We start from the raw sequence: 19,256 nt of genomic DNA on the forward strand, positions 1-19,256 counted from the left end.
ATCTTTTTAAAAAATCTGAAAGAAGGCATCGGTACATTCTATGAATCCTATCCAACACATACTAGATACATTCCCGCTTATTGTGCTAGACGGCGCCATGGCGACCGAGCTTGAACGCAAGGGCTGTGACTTGAACGACAGTCTGTGGTCGGCAAAAATCCTGATGGAAGAACCGGACCTGATTAAACAAGTTCATACTGATTATTTCGCGGCAGGCGCCGACTGTGCGATCACCGCCAGCTATCAGTCCACATTCGAAGGCTTTGCCGCACGCGGGCTGAGCGAAGCGGAAGCACGCCGGCTCATCGAGTTGTCCGTCAGCATCGCAGCTGAAGCACGTGATGAATTTTGGTCGTTTGAAGAAAACCGTTTGAATCGGCCAAAACCGATCATTGCGGCTTCTGTAGGCCCTTATGGCGCTTATCTTGCAGATGGTTCTGAGTATCGCGGCAACTATGCAATATCAGAAGATGAACTGATTGAATTTCATCGTCCCCGGATGAAAGCGCTGATTGAAGCCGGAGCTGATGTTTTGGCATGCGAAACGATCCCGTGTCTGACTGAAGCAAAAGCGATTGTGCGGCTGTTGAAGGAATTTCCCGAAACGTATGCGTGGATCAGCTTCAGTGCCAAAGACGGCCTGCATATCAGTGACGGAACATCGGCCGCTGACTGCGCGGCGCGGCTTGATGAACATCGCCAAATTGCAGCGCTCGGCATAAACTGTACACCGCTTCAGCATATTTCTTCCTTGATAGAGGAGTTAAAAAAGAACACGTCAAAGCCGATCATCGTCTACCCGAATTCAGGTGAGCAATATGATCCGGAAACTAAAACGTGGAACGGCGCAGCATGCGCAGAATCTTACGGGGCGAGCGCCCGCACCTGGCATGAAAAAGGTGCGAAGCTGATCGGCGGCTGCTGCCGGACAAAACCCGAAGATATTCAAGAAATCGCGGCTTGGGTCCGCTCTTTAAAAACAACTTGACTTATCGGAATTGTTTGTATATTCTAACTTAAAGCCGGTTCGCCGGAGTCTCGTGTCACTTCCTGACATGAGATTTTTTATTAGGAAGGAAATAAATCGCCGATAGAAAGTTGGAAAAAGATGGACTCTGCTCACAACAAGAATGAGACAACCTTTCAGAGAAGTATGAAAAGCCGGCACCTCTTTATGCTTTCCTTAGGAGGTGTCATCGGAACAGGACTGTTTTTAAGCTCTGGCTATACCATTCAGCAGGCAGGCCCGGCTGGAACGATACTTGCCTACTTAGTCGGGGCCGGAATTGTCTATCTGGTCATGCTATGCCTCGGTGAGCTGTCAGTCGCCATGCCTGTGACCGGCGCCTTTCACACCTATGCGGCCAAATACATAGGGCCTGGCACCGGCTTTACGGTCGCTTGGCTGTACTGGCTGACATGGACCGTGGCATTGGGATCGGAATTCACAGCAGCCGGCCTGTTAATGCAGCGCTGGTTTCCCCATACATCGGTTTGGATGTGGAGTGCCGTATTTGCGCTGTTCATTTTCTTGCTTAACGCATTTTCGGTCAGGTTTTTCGCTGAATCAGAATTTTGGTTTTCCAGCATCAAAGTATTAGCCATCATATTATTTATTCTTTTAGGCGGTTCTACCATGTTCGGCCTCATCCCGATCAAAGGCGGAGAAGCCGCTCCGATGCTGTCTAACTTCACGGCGGAAGGCGGGCTCTTTCCTAATGGATTTATTCCGATATTGATGACGATGCTGTCCGTCAATTTTGCCTTCTCGGGAACGGAACTGATCGGAATCGCAGCGGGTGAAAGCGTTGATCCGGACAAGACGATACCAAAAGCGATTAAAACAACGGTCTGGCGCCTCTCACTCTTCTTTGTCGGAACAATTTTTGTGCTGTCAGGGCTGATTCCGATTCAAGATGCAGGTGTCATCAAAAGCCCGTTTGTCGCTGTCTTTGATAGAGTCGGTGTACCATACGCGGCCGATCTCATGAACTTTGTTATCCTGACAGCGATCCTGTCAGCGGCTAATTCCGGGCTCTACGCTTCTTCCCGGATGCTGTGGTCTTTATCAAAAGAAAAAACGCTTCATCCGACATTTGCAAAGCTGACGTCAAAAGGAACCCCGTTTAACGCGCTGGTGTTCAGCATGATCGGCGGCATTCTGTCGCTGCTGTCCAGTGTATTTGCACCAGACACTGTATACGTTGTGCTCGTGTCGATTTCCGGTTTTGCTGTCGTTGTCGTGTGGATGGGAATCGCTGCATCTCAATTCATGTTCAGAAAACGTTATATCGAAGCGGGAAACAAAGTTTCTGATTTGAAATACAGAACGCCTTTGTATCCGATCGTGCCGATTGCAGCGTTTCTGTTATGCCTGGCTTCCGTCATTGGCATTGCCTTTGATCCGAATCAAAGAATCGCACTGTATTGCGGCGTTCCGTTTATGGCCATTTGCTATGCAATGTATTATGTGAAAAACCGCAAAAGCCTGCCGGCTGCTGATATGACTCATTCAAAATAAAAAGAACCTGCCTTCAGGCAGGTTCTTTTTCAATTTTTACACTTCCACTGTCCAGTTGAACGGGCCTTTTACCTTGCCAAGCTGAATATCTGTTATCGTTTCATACAGCTTTTTCGAGAGGTCCCCGATTTGCCCGTCGCCTACAATCACCGTTTTTCCATGAATGTTGAGTTCACCGACAGGCGTAACGACGGCTGCCGTGCCTGTGCCGAAGACCTCTGTCAATTCTCCGCGTGCAGAGGCCGCATACACCTCATCAATTGATATTCTCTCTTCACGAACCGGAATGCCCCAGCTTCGAATCAGTTCAATCGCAGACGCGCGTGTCACCCCGCTTAAAATGCTTCCGCTTAAAGCAGGTGTGACAGCTTCCCCGTTTATGACGAAAAAGATGTTCATGCTCCCTACTTCTTCCACATATTTCTTTTCAATGGCGTCCAGCCACAGTACCTGGTCATAGCCCAGCTCATTCGCTTTCCGCTGTGCCTGAAGACTGGCCGCGTAGTTCCCAGCCGTTTTTGCAAATCCGACTCCGCCGTTGACCGCCCGCACATACTCATCTTCGACATAGATTCTAACCGGCTTCAGCTGATCGTCGCCATAATAGGAGCCGACAGGCGAAAGCACGATCATAAATGTATAGCTCCTGGATGCCTTCACACCGAGACTCGGTTCTGTGGCAATGACAAAAGGACGAATATAAAGTGACGTTCCTTTTTCCTTTGGAACCCAATCTTTCTCCAGCTCAACTAATTGCGTCAATGCCTCAAGCACAAGCTCTTCGTCTAAAGGGGGCATGCTCATGCGCTCACACGATCTGTTCAGCCGTTTGATATTTTGATCCGGACGGAACAGCAGCACCCTGCCATCCTCTGTTCTGTATGCTTTTAATCCTTCAAAAACAGCCTGGCCGTAATGAAAAACAGATGAAGACGGATCGAGCGTAAGCGGTGCGTACGGTGCAATTCTCGGATGATGCCATCCAATTCCCTCTTCGTAGTCCATCACAAACATATAATCTGTAAAATATTGTCCAAACCCCAAGGAAGACGGGTCGGGCTTTTCCTTATAATATCCAGTTTTTTCTCGTTCAATAAGCTTATTCAATCTGACCAGCACACCTTTCGTATAATTGTTTAAATATTCAGTCTTTTTTAGGCTGCAAAAAATATAGCCCTTCCTTTCATGATACGCTGCTCCACACCGATAAATTTCAGAATATTCTTTAGGATCATCAGCTATTATACACCACATTCATTGTCAGATGAAGCTGAAATTAAAGAAAAACAGCCAGTTTTATTCTGGCTGTTTGATTTAGACCGCTAAACATAGGACGACAATGTGGCAAATCAGCAAAATATACACTGCGAACACTAATTGCCAATTGATCTTCCGCGCCCATGCAAACACCACCATCAAAACAGGCAGCATCACAGTCCCCGCCAGCTTGTTCACTGTCAGATCCGGGCTGTTCGCTACATCATAATGAATCGGCATCTGCGCCGGCAGAAAAGGGTAAAACACTAGTGAAAGGATAAATGCAGCAATCACAGCTCCCCACAGCACTTTTCCATTCGTCAATAGAAACATAGAACGACCATTCCCTTCTTATCACGTATTGCTTTATGAATGATATGACTGTTCTACGGTGAATTTCGTTCGGTCTCCCCGCGTAATAATTTGCGCATATTCCACCACTTCTTCATTTTTATCATAGGTAAGGGATTCTGATAAAAACGCAGGCGCTCCGACATTGGTTAATAAGTGGCCGCTGATCGTTTCATCCGTTAAAATCGGTTCGATCGATTCCGTTCCCCTGCTGATTTCAATATTGTATTTTGTCCTTAACAATTCAAACAGCGAGCCGGTGCATTCCTCCTGCGCCAGCCCCGGTGCCGCCTTCCAGGGAATATACGAGGTATGATACTGCAAAGGCTCCCCCTCGGCGTATCTGACTCTGACAAGCTTGTTGACAGGTTCATTCTCTTTCATTTTCAAAAGCTCGGCAATGGAGTGATCAGCGGGTATCACCACAAGCTCAAGCACTTTTGATTCAGAACGCAGGCCTCTCATTTGTTCTGCAAAGCTCGTAATCTTATGCGGAATCGGCGTTTGTATTTTTGCCGCCGATACAAACGTCCCTTTCCCCTGAATTCTCTTAATATATCCTTCAAGCTCTAGCTGCTGCAGGGCCAGTCTCACAGTTGTTCTGCTGACATCATATTGTTCGCAAAACTCACTCTCCGTCGGCAGCTGATCATTCGCCTGATATTTGCCCGACTTAATTAATTCAATGATTTTAAACTTGATAACAGAATATAAAGCTGTCATTTCATTCTCCCCATTCTGTATGCAATCCGTTCTTTTTCATTGAGACCATAATACCATTTGCCATCCCAATATGAAAGATTTGTATCCTTCCTTTATAACAAATTTTCAGAAATTGATATTGACAGTTTGATAACGCTGGTGCTAAATTCGTAATGACAAGTATCGAAAATTGGTCATAACAAATATGGTGCTTGTCTATCTCTTTGAGGGGGTGTCACATGAAGATTCTGATTGCTGAGCACTACGATGAACTCTGTAAGTTAAGCGCTGCCATTATTAAAGAGCAAATACAAGCTAAGAAAGATGCCGTTCTCGGCCTGGCAACCGGAAGCACGCCGGTCGGCTTGTACAAGCAGCTGATTTTAGACTATCAGGCAGGTGAAATTGATTTTTCAAAGGTTACTACATTTAATTTGGATGAGTACGCTGGTCTCTCTCCATTTCATCCTCAAAGCTATAACAAATTTATGCATGAGCATCTTTTTCAGCATATCAATATGCAGCCTGATCATATTCATATCCCGCAAGGAGACAATCCGCAGCTTGAGGCTCAATGCAAGGTATACGAAAATCTCATCCGCCAGGCGGGAGGCATTGATGTCCAAATTCTCGGCATCGGCGCCAATGGCCATATCGGTTTCAATGAACCGGGATCTGATTTTGAGGACCGGACACGTGTTGTGAAGCTCTCAGAAAGCACGATACAGGCAAATGCCAGATTCTTCGGCGGTGATCCGGTGCTGGTGCCGAGACTCGCGATTTCAATGGGCATTAAAACCATCATGGAATTCAGCAAACATATTGTGCTTTTAGCAAGCGGCGAGGAAAAAGCAGACGCCATTCAAAAGATGGCTGAAGGTCCTGTCACGACAGATGTACCGGCCTCCATTCTTCAAAAACACAATCATGTAACCGTTATCGTCGATAATAAAGCAGCTCAAAAATTAAAGAGTGCACCATACTCATAAAAACAATAAAAGGAGACTGTCATGTTTAAAAAGGCATTTCAAATTCTGCAGCAGCTTGGCCGCGCGTTGATGACTCCGGTTGCCGTCCTGCCGGCAGCAGGTCTTTTGCTCCGTTTCGGAGACAAGGATTTACTGAACATTCCTATTATAAAGGATGCGGGCGGCGTTGTATTCGATAATCTCCCGCTGATTTTCGCCGTGGGGGTCGCGATCGGATTAGCCGGCGGAGAAGGTGTAGCCGGACTTGCCGCTGTCATCGGATACTTAATTTTAACCGTCACCCTCGACAATATGGGAAAATTACTCGGCCTTCAGCCTCCGTATGAAGGAGCCGAGCACCTGATTGATATGGGGGTTTTCGGAGGAATCATCATCGGGCTTCTCGCCGCCTATTTATATAAGCGGTTTTCATCAATCGAGCTGCATCCGGTCCTTGGATTTTTCTCTGGAAAACGCTTTGTCCCGATTATTACTTCCATCAGTTCATTGGTGATCGGCGTCTTTTTCTCATTCGTTTGGCCGCTGATCCAAAACGGAATTAACGCAGCCAGCAGTTTAATTGCCGATTCAACAGTCGGCCTGTTCTTTTATGCAACGATCTATCGTTTGCTGATTCCTTTTGGCCTGCATCATATTTTTTATACGCCTTTCTATTTTATGATGGGAGAATACACAGACCCATCAACAGGCAACACCGTAACCGGCGACCTGACAAGGTTTTTCGCGGGAGACCCGACAGCAGGGCGCTTTATGATGGGGGATTTCCCTTACATGATTTTCTGTCTGCCGGCAGTTGCTCTTGCCATTATCCATACCGCGCGTCCGGAAAAGAAAAAAATGATCTCTGGTGTGATGATTTCTGCGGCACTCACATCTATGCTGACCGGAATTACTGAGCCGGTTGAGTTTTCTTTCTTGTTCGTTGCGCCTGTGCTCTATTTGATTAACTCTATTCTTGCCGGCGTCATCTTTGTCGTTTGTGATTTATTCCATGTCCGCCACGGCTATACGTTCTCAGGCGGCGGAATTGACTACGTCTTGAACTACGGACTGTCAACAAACGGCTGGGTTGTCATTCCTGTCGGGATCGTGTTTGCTTTCATTTATTATTATTTGTTCCGATTTGCGATTCTGAAATGGAATTTGAAAACGCCCGGCCGTGACACAGATGAAGACGGTCAGAATGAGGAGAAAGCTCCAGTCGCAAAAGACCAGCTTGCCTTTCACGTGCTGCAGGCCTTGGGCGGACAGCAAAATATCGCTAATCTGGATGCGTGTATCACAAGGCTTCGCGTGACCGTTCATCAGCCAAGCAAAGTCAGCAAAGATGAATTAAAACGGCTTGGCGCAGTAGGTGTGCTCGAAATCAACAACAACTTTCAGGCGATATTCGGAACAAAATCCGATGCCTTAAAAGACGACATCAAAACGATCATGGCCGGAGGCGTCCCTGACACCGCCGCCGCGCTGGACACGGAAACAGACAAGCAGCAAAATCCTGTTTCCGGCGAGGCCTTTATTTATCCGCTCAAAGGAGAAACAGTCTCTCTGGGGGACGTGCCTGATCAAGTCTTTTCAGAAAGAATGATGGGCGAGGGGTTCGCGATTAATCCAACAGAAGGAAAAGTCGTCGCACCTGCGGACGGCGAGATCGTCTCGATCTTTCCAACAAAACACGCCATCGGCTTTATGAGCGCCGGAGGCACCGAAATCCTGATTCATGTCGGCATTGATACCGTCAAATTGAATGGGGAAGGCTTTGAAGCACATGTCACGAGCGGACAAGCCGTCAAACAAGGTGAACTGCTTCTCACATTTGATCTTGATTACATCAAGCAGCATGCCGCTTCAGCCGTAACACCGGTTATTTTTACAAATATCTCTGAAGATAATATGAAGCACATTCAAATGAAGTAAAAAAGTCCCCCCTGATGCGGGGGACTTTTTCGCCAACATAATGAAAGCGTTACCAAAATAAAATAACTTGAAAAAAGGGGTTTGCATTAGAATCACGAATGATATGAATATGCCTTCATTCTATCATTCTAAAGGGGGATTCATTTGAAAAAATTAATCGCGTTTCAAATTTTAATCGCTTTGGCTGTCGGAGCGGTGATCGGCCACTTTTTTCCTGATTTCGGGATGGCACTGAGGCCTGTCGGGGATGGATTTATCCGCTTGATTAAAATGATTGTTGTGCCGATTGTGTTTTCTACCATTGTCATCGGAGCCGCAGGAAGCGGAAGCATGAAAAAAATGGGCAGCCTCGGTATCAAGACAATCATTTGGTTCGAAGTGATTACCACGCTTGTATTGGCGCTCGGACTTTTATTAGCAAATGTCTTAAAACCAGGTGTCGGGCTTAATCTCTCCCATTTGGCGAAAAAAGATATCAATGAACTATCAGGCTACACTGAAAAAGTTGTTGATTTTAAACAAATGATCCTCGATATTATCCCTACAAACATTATTGATGTGATGGCCAGAAATGATTTGCTTGCCGTGATTTTCTTTGCGATTTTATTCGGTGTCGCCGCTGCCGGTATTGGCAAAGCCTCTGAACCCGTGATGAATTTCTTTGAATCCGCCGCTCAAATTATGTTCAAGCTCACGCAAATCGTCATGGTGACTGCTCCTATCGGCGTGTTAGCCCTGATGGCAGCTTCTGTAGGCCAATATGGCATTGAACTCCTCTTTCCTATGTTTAAGCTGGTTGGCACAGTATTCTTTGGCCTGTTCCTAATCCTCTTTGTCCTCTTTCCGCTTGTCGGTCTCATCTTTCAGATTAAGTATTTCGAAGTATTGAAAATGATATGGGATCTGTTTTTAATTGCATTTTCCACCACCAGCACTGAAACCATTCTCCCTCAGCTGATGGATAGAATGGAGAAATACGGCTGTCCCAAACGAGTGGTATCATTCGTCATTCCCTCCGGCTTGTCATTGAACTGTGACGGCTCGAGCTTATATTTATCGATTTCTTGTATCTTTCTGGCGCAGGCCTTTCATGTAGACATGACATTGTCCCAGCAGCTCCTCATGATGCTTGTGCTTGTGATGACTAGTAAAGGCATTGCAGCTGTTCCCTCTGGCTCGCTTGTTGTGCTGCTGGCGACTGCCAATGCTGTAGGACTGCCGGCTGAAGGCGTTGCCATTATCGCGGGTGTTGACCGCGTCATGGACATGGCGCGAACAGGCGTGAACGTTCCGGGACATGCGATCGCCTGCATCGTGGTGTCAAAATGGGAAAAAGCCTTCCGCCAAAAAGAATGGGTTTCCGCAAACAGCCAAACCGAAAGCTTATAAAAAAAGAACACCTCATTCCGAGGTGTTCTTTCCATTATTCAACAGAAGCATGTTCTTCTGTTTCAATCGCTGCCAGTCTTGCATTTACTTCTTCTTCTGTCATATTATGCTCTTTCACATACAGGTTTCTTGGATTCGTGCGGCACTCGTGGCTGCAGCTGCGCATATATTTATACTCATTTTCCGGTGTGCATATCATTTTTTTATTGCAAGATGGATTTGCGCAGTTCACATAACGCTCACACGGTTCTCCTGTAAAGTAGTCTTTTCCGACAATCACATGCTCGACACGGTTGACAGGCACGCTGATTCTTTCATCAAATACGTAGCACTGGCCGTCCCAAAGCTTGCCTTGCACCTCAGGATCTTTTCCGTATGTCACGATGCCGCCGTCAAGCTGGGCTACATCTTCAAAGCCTTGCTTCACCAGCCATCCTGAAAACTTTTCACAGCGTACGCCGCCTGTACAGTACGTTAAAATCTTTTTGCCTTCAAGCATCTCTTTGTGTTCTTCGATCCATTCCGGTAATTCGCGGAAGGCTTCGATGTCAGGACGGACTGCACCTCTGAAATGGCCAAGGTCATACTCGTAATCATTACGCGCGTCGATTACAATTGTGTTTGGATCCTGCATCTTCTCATAAAATTCTGCAGGCTTCAAATGCTGACCTGTTGTTTCGTTCGGATCGACATCATCTTCAAGACGAAGCGTGACAAGCTCTTTTTTATGGCGCACGAAGATTTTTTTGAAGGCATGGCCTTCTACTTCATCAATTTTAAATACCATGTCCGCAAAACGAGGATCAGCTTTCATTGTTTCCATATATTTTTCAGTCTGTTCAACCGTTCCTGATACCGTACCGTTAATTCCTTCAGAAGAAACAAGGATACGGCCTAACAAACCAAGCTCCTTACAAAAAGCCAGATGCTGCTCTCTAAACGCCTCTGGATCTTCAATCGGAACATATTTATAGTAAAGTAATACTCTGTATTGTTTTTCCATGTTTTAAACACCCTGTTCAATTATAGTTAGTTGCTATGCACACTCTTACTATATCATACAGGAAAATGCCGCAAAGATGAACAGATCCGTCCAGACTGATAAAAATATCCAAGCTCTTACAAACCTGCGCGGCACAAGGGTTTCTGAATGACGGATAATATTTTCCATTAACTTACTGATAAATGTAGTTATCTGAAAACTATTATTATCATTCCTCTTCAAAAACAACATGATCCATCCACACCTGCCCCGGTCCAGATAATTGAACGCCAAAGGATATCACTGCTATTAGGTTCTCTAGTCGTTACGAGATAGATATTGAAAAAGTTTCCTTTTTCCGCCAACAAAAAAAGCTTCTCTGTTGAAAGAAGCTTTAGCTGGATTCTCTCATCACCTGATGAAAGTAAAACCGATATGTATTTCGTAAAAATGTCTCAACCGGAAGCTGCACATCCGCTTGGTATTTGCTGATGATAAAGGGAAACCGCTCGATTCCTTTTTCGCGCAAATTGTTCGCTTGCTCTTCATCTATTGCCGTCTCTTGCAAAACCGCTTCAATGATCGGCCAGCACGATTCCCGCACTAGCCTCAGGACAGCTTCATCTCCGGTGTTCTGATAATCTGTAATCCAGCTGATGATTTGTTTCTCCATGGGTCTCACCTTTCTTCAAAAAAAGAGGCGCTGCGTCTATGCAAGCTCCTCTTTTTACTCTTCGTAACCTATCAGTTCTCCGACTTGAACTTCTTGGCCTTCTGTTAAATTGGCGGACGGCTGGAACGCGTCTTTTTCAAAAATCAAAATGACGGTTGATCCAAATGAAAAGTATCCCAGCTCCTCGCCGATCTCCAATTCAGCACGGGTATTTGTCTGCACGATAGAATTAATATTCATCGCGCCGACAGGAATCATCAGGACATTTCGGCTGCCGCCATTCAGTTCATACACAAACCGATAATTTTTCGACAGCACATCTTTTCCGTATTTTAAGCCTAATTGATTTACCGGGTATGAGCGATTTCCGAGCTCGGCCAGCTTTTGATACTTGCAGCTGATCGGAGAATGGAAACGGTGATAATGACGCGGGCTTAGATACAGCACAACGAAATATCCGCCATTGTATTGATGGTCCGCGCTTTTACAGCCTGTCAGCTCAGCGAATGAGTAATCTTTTCCCTTTACCGTAAAGGTTTGATTCGGGTTGATGATTCCTACCGTCTGAACCACACCGTCAACAGGGCTGACCACCGCATGCGCCTCTTTTGAAACAGGGCGCCGCTCCAGATTAATTTGTCGAATGAACAATTCGGACAGCGATCCGTAATCAGCAGCCGTCCCGTCCACATCATCCCAATTCAGCCGAAAATGTTTTGAGAACAGCGGAATGACCGGTTTGCTGATTTTCGACTCGCAAAATCCTTTAATCAGATAGGATGACAGACGATGATTCGTCAGCTCTATCAATGATCGATACAGAATCTTTACAGCCGTATTAAACATGAATAATCCCTATTACCCTTCCGATTGTAATAAAAACAAAGCACCACAAAAAGGCGCCGATTGCCGCAAACGCAATATACGTTTTCAAATCCATTTTGCCGATCCCCGAAAAGTAGCATGTCACATGTCGGACGCCGGGAATAAAATAACCTAAAATAAGAGAATATGGACCGTATTTCTTCATCCATTTTTCCACTTTCATCATTCTTTTTTCTTTTAAGCCGACCCACTTGCCGTACTTATCGATAAACGGGCGTCCGGCTTTTCTGCCAATCATGTAGCTGATCAGCATACCTAACAAAGCCCCGACAAAACTGATCAATATCGAAAGCTCATAATTCAATACATCGGTATGCGTGAAATAGCCAACAACGGTCATCATCACTTCATCTGGAATCGGCAATCCTACAATCCCTAATACGAGCATCAAAAAAATAGCGAGATAACCGTAATCCGCTATGAGCTGCTGAACTAATTCCATCTCCCGGACTCCAGGTTTTCTGCCGCATGTTTTTTAAAATGAGGGAATTTTATTTTACTCACCATTAAATATGAAAGTCCGCAAGCGCCGATTGCCAGAAGGATCGGGTTATAGGTGAAGCTTAGAATAACAAGGCACATGCCCGCAAATGGAATCGGCATACCAATAAATGTCGGGAGTTTGCTTTGTTCAATGTTAAATTTAGAGAGACGAAGCATTCCGCAAATGCTGTACGTCAATGCGCATAAGATCCCTATAAATGGCAGGGTATACAACGCGACACTATAAGCAAGCATAGAGGGAGCCACCCCAAACGTAACCAAGTCGGCAAACGAATCCAATTCTTTTCCCATATCAGAAACGGCATTCAGCTTACGTGCAGCCATACCGTCAAAGAAATCAAGGAACATGCCGGTAAAAATGAATAGCACTGCTGAATGAATGTTGTGATAGAGCAAGGAATGAATCGCCAGCAATCCGCAAATGAAATTTCCTATCGTAATCATACAGGGGATGTAATTCACAGTGTAACCAAACCTCCAATTGTAAAACCATCTATATTATTCGACGATAGTAATCGAATAGCGTTTCAGGAAAAAATTTCTTCAATAAGCATGATAACATAAAAAGCCCCCAAAAAAGCAGCATTCAAATTCTATTATTATACAACATTTGTTACCATTTGAAAAATGAATGCCAATCTTTTCATGCCTTTTACTCATTTATTCTCCGCCCAAAAAGGACAAAACGCGTTGATTGACGTACTCTGGCTGCTCCAGAGATAACAGGTGTCCGGCGTCCTTTACGATTTCAGCCTGAATTCCCGGCACCAGCACCGACGCCCGCTCATAAGCCATTTGCTGATGGTACATAACCTCGTGCTCACCGAACATCAGCAGTACCGGGACTTGTATTGATTTCAATTCCTGGTCTGTGAACACGTACGGAAAGCCATTTTCTGTCGGCTTCAGGCTCCTTTGTTCATCCTGCCACGCCGCACCCTCCATAATTTGGCTTTGCAGTAAAGGATGCAGATCATATCTGTTATCTGTGATCCACTTGATATATGCTTCGGCTCCTCTTGCCCCTGTAAGCGCCGCAGCGTATTTATAGACATCCGGATGAAATGAAATAAACGCTTCAGCGGGACTCATAACAACCGCCCGCTCTACTCTTTCAGGCGCTTGAAGCAAGAAATTTACGATATGGGAGCCGCCAAGCGAAAGACCGGCCAGGTGTGCTGTCTCAAGTCCAAGAGAATCAAAGACATCTTTCATCCATTCTGCAAAATCAGCTCTTGTTTCCATCGCTGCTGATGGTATACTTTTATTTTTGTCTCCTATTATATCGACCGCATATGTACGAAATTGACTGCTCCACGCCGCGATATTCGGATACCACATCGCAGAGCTAAAAAGGCCTCCGTGAAGCAAAATGAGCGAAGGTGCGCCCTTTGGCCCACTTGCAATGATATGTGTTTTTCCAAAACGAGTAGAAACATAGAATGCTTCCGACTCAATCGGCCACAAAGAAAGGCTTTGATTATACGCCTTGTAAAAGCGAAGACCGCTTTCTACCGCGGCAAGCTGCATCGAATCTTGTGTCATCTTCTTCTTTTTCCTCCGGGTTTGATTGATATAAATGAAAGGATAGCGCCCCTTTTGTCTCGTAAGAAAAAATACCTATTTCTTATTATCTCATATTATAAATTTCCAGTATATAGTTTGGCTTCCTGTGATCAATAAAAAAGGCAGTTTCCCTTAAAATCAGGGAAACTGCTATTCTTTGAAGACCAATGGAATGGTGTGATCTTTTTTATCCTCTGTTAATGAAATTTGATGGGTTACTGATGTTTCACCCTTCGTCAACGCGACTGAATAATCGCCTTTTTTACCGGTATCCCATTTGATGTCTCCGTTTTTGTCTGTTTTACCGAGTATCTCGCCGATCTCTGTACTCGGCTCCTCATCTGACGCAGGCGCTTTGACAATTGTCACTTGAACCCCTTCGACCGGAAGCCCCTTAGCATCCTCCACATGAAGAGTGACAGGAATCGTCATTTCTTTTTGAGAAGAATGCGTCTGCGAACTGCATCCGCATAAAAACAAAATAGATATGAATATGGCTAGTTTGCTGTATTTATTGATTTGCCCAATATTGAATATTGTTGAATACATCGTTCGTCACCCTTGTTCCCAAGTTATATGACGATCCCCCGTTCGTGTGAATGGCAATAGCTGTCTGCCCTGTATCACTGTAGTTTCGATATACAGGCGATCCGCTTTGGCAGCCGTACGTATCGGTTGTATAGGTCAGCTTATACGTTTCAGCAGATCGAATCGGCTTTGTATCAGACCACATCGTACCAAAGGTTTTGTCACACGGGAATCCTGTCACTGACGAGGAAAGGCCCACGGGACTGCTGCTGTTTGTAGTCCGATAGCCGTACCAGCCAACCGTGTTTCCAGGAGAACCGTTTAATTTAATAGCTCCGTAATCATAATTGGTGTCTTTGCTTTCCGTCCATCCTTTGACTGAATAAAACATCGTGCCTGAATAAGTTCCGTATGGATATGACGAATCATTGCGTCCCGGCGCGGCGGTTATCGTCGAAGCCCATCCATGATCCTGGCTGTACACACAATGCCCAGCCGTAACGACTGTATTTGGATTGACTAAAAATCCGGTACATCCATAAGTGCTTGAAGTGTTGGGATACTTGATTGATAGCTGAACGGTTGCTCTATATGGAAAAGAAGTCGTGCTGGAGATTCTGGTGCGTTCATCAGTTCCGATAATGCTCGAAGGCTGTAAGGTTTGAATGTTTTTTTCCAGTTGCGTTTGGCCGCCGTATAATGATTTACTTGTTTTCCCAGTTCCCTCATAAGGTGCGGAAACCTGTTCTGCTTTTGACGTTTGGTTTTTCGTGGCATCAGCTTCTTTACCGGTATTCGATACAGAAGTTTGCGGATTCTCTGCTGCTTTTGCCGGTACACCGAAAGATACCGATGCCGCCAAAGCCAGACACAAAACCGTTAAGTAAGCGAACCATTGTTTTCTGAATCTTGGAACTAATTTCATTTTGTCATCTCCCTCCTTTAGTGTCAACCACCCGCATCGATGGAAGACTTTTACATTATAATCAGGTTTCGGATTCTTATGATAAAACTTTTATAGAGAAAGAAAAAAAACAGGCCTTGTGCGATGACAAAGCCTGCTCAAACTCTATTTTATCGTTAGCTGATCCAATGCTTTCTTAGCGTTCTCTCTCGCCGTTTCGACTGTATCAGCAGCAGAAAGCGCAACTGCCATACGCCGTCCGGCTTTCGTTATTGGCTTTCCAAAGACGCGCACTTGTGTCTGTGGGACTGCCAGTGCGTTTTCCAGTCCTTCAACAGTGTAATCCGCTAATTCTTCCGGTGCTTTGAGGGGCCTGCTGGCGCCAGGAGAAAGCTGTGTGATTTCTGTAATCGGAAAGCCGAGAATCGCCCGGACATGCAGCGCGAATTCTGACAAATTTTGCGTCACCAGCGTGACAAGGCCTGTATCATGCGGACGGGGAGATACCTCACTGAAATATACCTTATCTTTCGCAAGGAATAGCTCAACACCAAACAGGCCGTATCCGCCAAGCTCATCCGTGATCGCTTTTGCAATATGCTTCGCTTCTTCTATTTGCTGCTCTGTCATATCATGCGGCTGCCACGATTCGATATAATCCCCGTCCTTTTGCACATGACCGATCGGCTCACAAAATGCCGTACCGTTAACCGCACGTACGGTTAAGAGTGTGATTTCTGATTCGAAAGGGATAAACTCCTCAACGATCACGCGGCCGTTTTTCACCCGTCCGCCTTCCATCGCCGTCTCCCAGCAGCTCTCTAAATCCGCTTCAGAGCGGCACACACTTTGGCCTTTTCCAGAAGAACTCATCAATGGTTTAACGACACAAGGAAAACCGATCTGAGCTGCCGCTTGTATAAATTCATCATATGTATTCGCAAATTCATAGCCAGCTGTCGCAAGTCCAAGCGTTTCCGCCGCAAGCCGTCTGATGCCTTCTCGATCCATCGTTAGCTTGGCCGCACGGGCATTCGGGATAATGTGAAATCCTTCTTCTTCAAGCTTCAGCAATTCATCCGTCGCAATCGCCTCAACCTCAGGCACAATCAAATCCGGCTTTTCTTTCTCAATGATGGCTCTGATCTGCTCGGGGTCAAGCATATCAACGACATAGCTGTTATGCGCCACCTGCATCGCCGGAGCATGCTCGTAACTGTCAACTGCCACCGTCTGTACCCCAAGACGCTGGGCTTCAATCACTACCTCTTTACCTAACTCACCTGAACCTAACAATAAAACCTTCTTTGATTGATACATCTTTGCCCCTCCTATCTGTTCCAAACCATTATAACTGAAATATTCGAAAAATAAGAAGATCTTACTTTCAGCACAGAAGATGCTCGTTTTCCAGCTGATCTGCTATTTGTTTCAAAAATTCACGTTTGGCATTCAGGGTCATGCAAAAAATGCATCAAAATTATACATATCTGCGAAAACACACTATCAAATGTTAAATGATATCTTCTTCTATCAAAACCATTTAATTCTCCAGCACATCATTCTTATTCTCAGGGTTCTAGCATTCCCCCTGACATATCCATTCCTGCAAAAAGTCCACAACGTCACCAGTTCCTTTCCGCTTCTTCACCTCCAAATTATTCATTTCGCCCCATCTATGCAATAAGCTATCTTTTTTCTACTACTCATTAAAAATCATTATCAATGCTTAACGAAATGAATTAACCCATTAAACTGTGATTTCGAGGAGAGTTATAGCAATGGACATCCGAAATCGCATTATCAAGCTGGAGCAGGTTTTTGCTTCCTTTCCAACCCTATATCAAAACCGTCATAAGGGAGATCCGAACACCTATCCAACTCGCCGCATCCTGCTGCTCCGCCGTTTATCTGAATACACTGCTTTCGATCCGCGCAATCACAAACAGTTAGATAGAAAACATCCAGCCCCAACTGTTTAAATCTGAATATTGATAGCTGGACTATAATCAGTACACAACCTTACTAAACATGAAACAAAATGGAACAAAGCGGTCTCAATCAAGCCCGCATCCCCAACCGAAACATTGATGAATTAAGCACTCAGTCTGGCAAAACTCGAAAAAAAACATCATTAGCTGTGAACAGAGGGGCTTTCTACACAAGAAATGGCTGGCGAACTGCACTTTTCAATTTTTTTAATAATGGTACAGGCAGATGGCGAAAATTAAAGCGACGCTGACTTCAGCAGCTTCTCCTACTCATGAGTAAAATAATGAAAAAGAAGCAGTAAAAAAGAACTGTTTTTTTATGTTTTTTTAGTTTTTGCTCCTTTCCTGAATTCACCATGTTACCATACTTATAGGGAATTCTAGCAAAACGATAAAGAATATACCAGACAGAGGCTAGTAAAGCCAACAAACTCGGCGATTTACTGTTACTCTTTGGGTGGATCATGGAAAGATTAATCGAAGTCTTTGTATTAACAATAGTCCTAGAATTGAACTTCAAAGTACACTCTTTAAGGTTTATAGAACCTTGACATATTTTCCCTGTCTGGTATGTTGTTGATTGAAGGAGAGGAATAAAATAATGAAAAAACTTAGAAAAATATTTTATTGTAATGTTGCCCTGCTACTGCTCGCCTTATTGCTTGCTGCATGTTCAAGCAATAAGAAAGAAGAATCAACAAATCCTTCAGATAACGATTCTGCTTTCCATTCTGAAGAAAATAACGATGAGACTAAAGATAGCAATCAAATAGGCAAGGAAGAAACGGAGACAAATTCAAAAGAATCTGTAACAAAGGATTCAGAAGAAAATTCTTCAAAAGAATCTGCATCAAAAGATTCAGAGAAAAATTCCTCAAAAGATTCTGCAACAAAAGATTCAGAGGAAAATTCTTCAAAGGGTTCTTCAACGGATGATCAATCAAAAGAAACCTCTTCAATAGAAAGAAGAAATGAGGAGAAAAGCGAAAATGACAATGTACTGGGGGAATATTCATCCGATAAAATCGAATATGCCCGAGTTTGGCTGCAGCTTGGGCCAAATCAAGAAATAGACGAATTGAATGTTCGCCATATTTCAGCCGGCGAACCGATCAATCCTAATGATGGCTCCAGTGCCAGCTATCCAGAAGATGTGATTCAGTTGTCAGGTTCTCGGTTAGTGGATGGATCTGTAACTTACAGCGGCAATGGGAATGGCACTATCAATGTATACAATGTTCCTTTACGCTGGGATTCCGCTGATAATTTAGATAAAGGTGTAATGAAGAAAGAAACTGAGAATATTAAGAAAAACACAAAAAAAGTGTACATTGATACAGGCGACGATAAGAAAATTAAGCAACTTATTGATATAATGGTTATTCATTAATCACTGATCGCTAATTATTGAATCGAAAATACCAAACATTTCTCAATAGAAGGGGCAGTTCATCAATACATTGAACCGCCCCTCTAATAAATACTATTTTCACAATCAATTAGAATACTTTAATACATCTATTATAATACATTCTACGATCTTCTAATCCATTATAACCGCCATTAACCCTTCTTGTTACTGCCTCAACTGATGGATTAGTGTCACATAGTGCATTCATATTGTTTGAATGCCACCAAAATCCCGCACTAGTCCATGGATAATTATTAGCTACATAATCAACACCTAGACTTATAATTTTAGAATCACCAATTGCGTTGGAAAAACGTGTATAGTTATAACGACCTGTTAATTGAATATAACCTGCTCCTTTAAATTTTGGACCATCACCTGGTTGAGTATTGCCTAGATCTGCACGTCCCTCGTATGCTCTCCCAGATGCTAATTCTTTTCTCCATCGTCCAGCTCCGGATTCATGACTACATTGACTAATAAAATGACAAAGTCTAGATCTAGTTGTAATGTTGTATCTTTCTAAACAATTATTCAAATCTTGCAACATAGCTTTTGAAATATAAGAGCTTGACCATCCAATTTGATTTAACTGACTCTCGGTTACATAAGTTACAGATGAACCACCATCTCCTTTATCTGGAGTCGAGTTGTCATCTTTTGTATCATCGTTACTACCATTATCA

Annotated in this window: 20 protein-coding genes and 1 pseudogene; 7 read left to right on the forward strand and 14 right to left on the reverse strand. The window is 44.3% G+C overall.

Annotated features, from left to right (window positions below):
- Nucleotides 1-40: 40 nt before the first annotated feature.
- Together mmuM and mmuP are read left to right on the forward strand one after the other, a co-directional pair.
- Nucleotides 41-988, forward strand: coding sequence for a homocysteine S-methyltransferase (gene mmuM, locus ACQXR1_RS19215; protein ID WP_430772695.1), 948 nt, complete (start codon nucleotides 41-43; stop codon nucleotides 986-988).
- Nucleotides 989-1,108: 120 nt separating this feature from the next.
- Nucleotides 1,109-2,521, forward strand: a complete 1,413-nt coding sequence (gene mmuP / locus ACQXR1_RS19220; RefSeq protein WP_430772696.1) for an S-methylmethionine permease — start codon at nucleotides 1,109-1,111, stop codon at nucleotides 2,519-2,521.
- Between the two features lie 36 nt (nucleotides 2,522-2,557).
- Here mmuP and ACQXR1_RS19225 read toward each other — a convergent pair whose 3' ends face one another.
- From ACQXR1_RS19225 to gamR, 3 genes are all read right to left on the reverse strand, one after another.
- The gene (locus ACQXR1_RS19225) at nucleotides 2,558-3,628 is read right to left on the reverse strand and encodes a branched-chain amino acid aminotransferase (protein WP_069839762.1); all 1,071 of its coding nucleotides are present in this window, start codon (nucleotides 3,626-3,628) and stop codon (nucleotides 2,558-2,560) included.
- A gap of 207 nt (nucleotides 3,629-3,835) precedes the next feature.
- Nucleotides 3,836-4,111, reverse strand: a complete 276-nt coding sequence (locus ACQXR1_RS19230; protein WP_172640157.1) for a DUF1648 domain-containing protein — start codon at nucleotides 4,109-4,111, stop codon at nucleotides 3,836-3,838.
- Between the two features lie 33 nt (nucleotides 4,112-4,144).
- Nucleotides 4,145-4,852 carry a transcriptional regulator GamR gene (gene gamR / locus ACQXR1_RS19235; protein WP_003234841.1) on the reverse strand — a complete coding sequence of 236 codons (708 nt, stop codon included), beginning with the start codon at nucleotides 4,850-4,852 and terminating at the stop codon, nucleotides 4,145-4,147.
- Between the two features lie 218 nt (nucleotides 4,853-5,070).
- Between gamR and nagB the strand changes: the two genes are divergently transcribed.
- From nagB to gltP, 3 genes are all read left to right on the forward strand, one after another.
- Complete coding sequence (gene nagB, locus ACQXR1_RS19240; RefSeq protein ID WP_430772697.1) at nucleotides 5,071-5,820, forward strand: glucosamine-6-phosphate deaminase; 750 nt, start codon at nucleotides 5,071-5,073, stop codon at nucleotides 5,818-5,820.
- Between the two features lie 21 nt (nucleotides 5,821-5,841).
- The gene (ptsG, locus tag ACQXR1_RS19245; protein WP_430772698.1) at nucleotides 5,842-7,737 is read left to right on the forward strand and encodes a glucose-specific PTS transporter subunit IIBC; all 1,896 of its coding nucleotides are present in this window, start codon (nucleotides 5,842-5,844) and stop codon (nucleotides 7,735-7,737) included.
- A gap of 144 nt (nucleotides 7,738-7,881) precedes the next feature.
- Nucleotides 7,882-9,126: a glutamate-aspartate/proton symporter GltP gene (gltP, locus tag ACQXR1_RS19250; RefSeq protein WP_430772699.1), complete on the forward strand. Its 1,245-nt coding sequence runs from the start codon at nucleotides 7,882-7,884 to the stop codon at nucleotides 9,124-9,126.
- A 34-nt stretch (nucleotides 9,127-9,160) separates the two neighbouring features.
- Here gltP and ACQXR1_RS19255 read toward each other — a convergent pair whose 3' ends face one another.
- From ACQXR1_RS19255 to purT, 10 genes and pseudogenes are all read right to left on the reverse strand, one after another.
- Complete coding sequence (locus ACQXR1_RS19255) at nucleotides 9,161-10,129, reverse strand: rhodanese-related sulfurtransferase (protein WP_306289217.1); 969 nt, start codon at nucleotides 10,127-10,129, stop codon at nucleotides 9,161-9,163.
- A 214-nt stretch (nucleotides 10,130-10,343) separates the two neighbouring features.
- Nucleotides 10,344-10,415: pseudogene (locus ACQXR1_RS19260) on the reverse strand (hypothetical protein); the annotation flags it as partial.
- Nucleotides 10,416-10,502: 87 nt separating this feature from the next.
- Complete coding sequence (locus ACQXR1_RS19265; RefSeq protein WP_430772700.1) at nucleotides 10,503-10,781, reverse strand: hypothetical protein; 279 nt, start codon at nucleotides 10,779-10,781, stop codon at nucleotides 10,503-10,505.
- A 54-nt stretch (nucleotides 10,782-10,835) separates the two neighbouring features.
- Nucleotides 10,836-11,627, reverse strand: coding sequence for a phosphatidylserine decarboxylase (locus ACQXR1_RS19270; RefSeq protein ID WP_172640161.1), 792 nt, complete (start codon nucleotides 11,625-11,627; stop codon nucleotides 10,836-10,838).
- On the reverse strand, nucleotides 11,620-12,108 hold the full coding sequence (locus tag ACQXR1_RS19275; protein ID WP_014662613.1) for a DedA family protein: 489 nt from the start codon (nucleotides 12,106-12,108) through the stop codon (nucleotides 11,620-11,622). Before ACQXR1_RS19275 ends, ACQXR1_RS19270 begins: the two co-directional genes overlap by 8 nt.
- Entirely contained in the window at nucleotides 12,099-12,632 is a 534-nt protein-coding gene (gene pssA / locus ACQXR1_RS19280) for a CDP-diacylglycerol--serine O-phosphatidyltransferase (protein WP_040084308.1), read from the reverse strand. Before pssA ends, ACQXR1_RS19275 begins: the two co-directional genes overlap by 10 nt.
- Before the next feature lie 198 nt (nucleotides 12,633-12,830).
- Complete coding sequence (locus ACQXR1_RS19285) at nucleotides 12,831-13,715, reverse strand: alpha/beta fold hydrolase (RefSeq protein ID WP_289861038.1); 885 nt, start codon at nucleotides 13,713-13,715, stop codon at nucleotides 12,831-12,833.
- A gap of 171 nt (nucleotides 13,716-13,886) precedes the next feature.
- Nucleotides 13,887-14,285 (reverse strand): YbfJ family protein, encoded by a 399-nt coding sequence (locus ACQXR1_RS19290; RefSeq protein WP_069148878.1) that lies wholly within the window; start codon nucleotides 14,283-14,285, stop codon nucleotides 13,887-13,889.
- Entirely contained in the window at nucleotides 14,248-15,189 is a 942-nt protein-coding gene (mpr, locus tag ACQXR1_RS19295) for an extracellular metalloprotease Mpr (protein WP_069839755.1), read from the reverse strand. Before mpr ends, ACQXR1_RS19290 begins: the two co-directional genes overlap by 38 nt.
- 144 nt (nucleotides 15,190-15,333) lie before the next feature.
- Nucleotides 15,334-16,503 (reverse strand): phosphoribosylglycinamide formyltransferase 2, encoded by a 1,170-nt coding sequence (gene purT, locus ACQXR1_RS19300; protein WP_430772706.1) that lies wholly within the window; start codon nucleotides 16,501-16,503, stop codon nucleotides 15,334-15,336.
- A 446-nt stretch (nucleotides 16,504-16,949) separates the two neighbouring features.
- On the opposite strand from purT, the gene ACQXR1_RS19305 reads away from it, so the two are divergent.
- Both ACQXR1_RS19305 and ACQXR1_RS19310 read left to right on the forward strand, forming a co-directional pair.
- Nucleotides 16,950-17,150, forward strand: coding sequence for a hypothetical protein (locus ACQXR1_RS19305; RefSeq protein WP_168781881.1), 201 nt, complete (start codon nucleotides 16,950-16,952; stop codon nucleotides 17,148-17,150).
- 610 nt (nucleotides 17,151-17,760) lie between these two features.
- Nucleotides 17,761-18,549, forward strand: a complete 789-nt coding sequence (locus ACQXR1_RS19310) for a hypothetical protein (protein ID WP_168781880.1) — start codon at nucleotides 17,761-17,763, stop codon at nucleotides 18,547-18,549.
- 109 nt (nucleotides 18,550-18,658) lie between these two features.
- On the opposite strand, the gene ACQXR1_RS19315 is transcribed toward ACQXR1_RS19310, so the two are convergent.
- Nucleotides 18,659-19,256 (reverse strand): glycoside hydrolase family 19 protein (locus ACQXR1_RS19315; RefSeq protein WP_198887164.1); only part of this gene is annotated, 598 nt, incomplete at its 5' end.

This window comes from Bacillus sp. ATD (assembly GCF_050585765.1).
In the GTDB taxonomy this organism is placed as follows: Bacteria; Bacillota; Bacilli; order Bacillales; family Bacillaceae; genus Bacillus; species Bacillus stercoris.

What these genes read in the sequence shown, in the direction of transcription:
- mmuM (WP_430772695.1), top strand. Translation starts at nt 41, where the DNA reads ATGAATCCTATCCAACACATACTAGATACATTCCCGCTTATTGTGCTA.
- mmuP (WP_430772696.1), top strand. Translation starts at nt 1,109, where the DNA reads ATGGACTCTGCTCACAACAAGAATGAGACAACCTTTCAGAGAAGTATG.
- ACQXR1_RS19230 (WP_172640157.1), bottom strand. Translation starts at nt 4,111, where the DNA reads ATGTTTCTATTGACGAATGGAAAAGTGCTGTGGGGAGCTGTGATTGCT.
- gamR (WP_003234841.1), bottom strand. Translation starts at nt 4,852, where the DNA reads ATGACAGCTTTATATTCTGTTATCAAGTTTAAAATCATTGAATTAATT.
- nagB (WP_430772697.1), top strand. Translation starts at nt 5,071, where the DNA reads ATGAAGATTCTGATTGCTGAGCACTACGATGAACTCTGTAAGTTAAGC.
- ptsG (WP_430772698.1), top strand. Translation starts at nt 5,842, where the DNA reads ATGTTTAAAAAGGCATTTCAAATTCTGCAGCAGCTTGGCCGCGCGTTG.
- ACQXR1_RS19255 (WP_306289217.1), bottom strand. Translation starts at nt 10,129, where the DNA reads ATGGAAAAACAATACAGAGTATTACTTTACTATAAATATGTTCCGATT.
- ACQXR1_RS19265 (WP_430772700.1), bottom strand. Translation starts at nt 10,781, where the DNA reads ATGGAGAAACAAATCATCAGCTGGATTACAGATTATCAGAACACCGGA.
- ACQXR1_RS19270 (WP_172640161.1), bottom strand. Translation starts at nt 11,627, where the DNA reads ATGTTTAATACGGCTGTAAAGATTCTGTATCGATCATTGATAGAGCTG.
- ACQXR1_RS19275 (WP_014662613.1), bottom strand. Translation starts at nt 12,108, where the DNA reads ATGGAATTAGTTCAGCAGCTCATAGCGGATTACGGTTATCTCGCTATT.
- ACQXR1_RS19285 (WP_289861038.1), bottom strand. Translation starts at nt 13,715, where the DNA reads ATGACACAAGATTCGATGCAGCTTGCCGCGGTAGAAAGCGGTCTTCGC.
- ACQXR1_RS19290 (WP_069148878.1), bottom strand. Translation starts at nt 14,285, where the DNA reads ATGTATTCAACAATATTCAATATTGGGCAAATCAATAAATACAGCAAA.
- mpr (WP_069839755.1), bottom strand. Translation starts at nt 15,189, where the DNA reads ATGAAATTAGTTCCAAGATTCAGAAAACAATGGTTCGCTTACTTAACG.
- ACQXR1_RS19305 (WP_168781881.1), top strand. Translation starts at nt 16,950, where the DNA reads ATGGACATCCGAAATCGCATTATCAAGCTGGAGCAGGTTTTTGCTTCC.
- ACQXR1_RS19310 (WP_168781880.1), top strand. Translation starts at nt 17,761, where the DNA reads ATGAAAAAACTTAGAAAAATATTTTATTGTAATGTTGCCCTGCTACTG.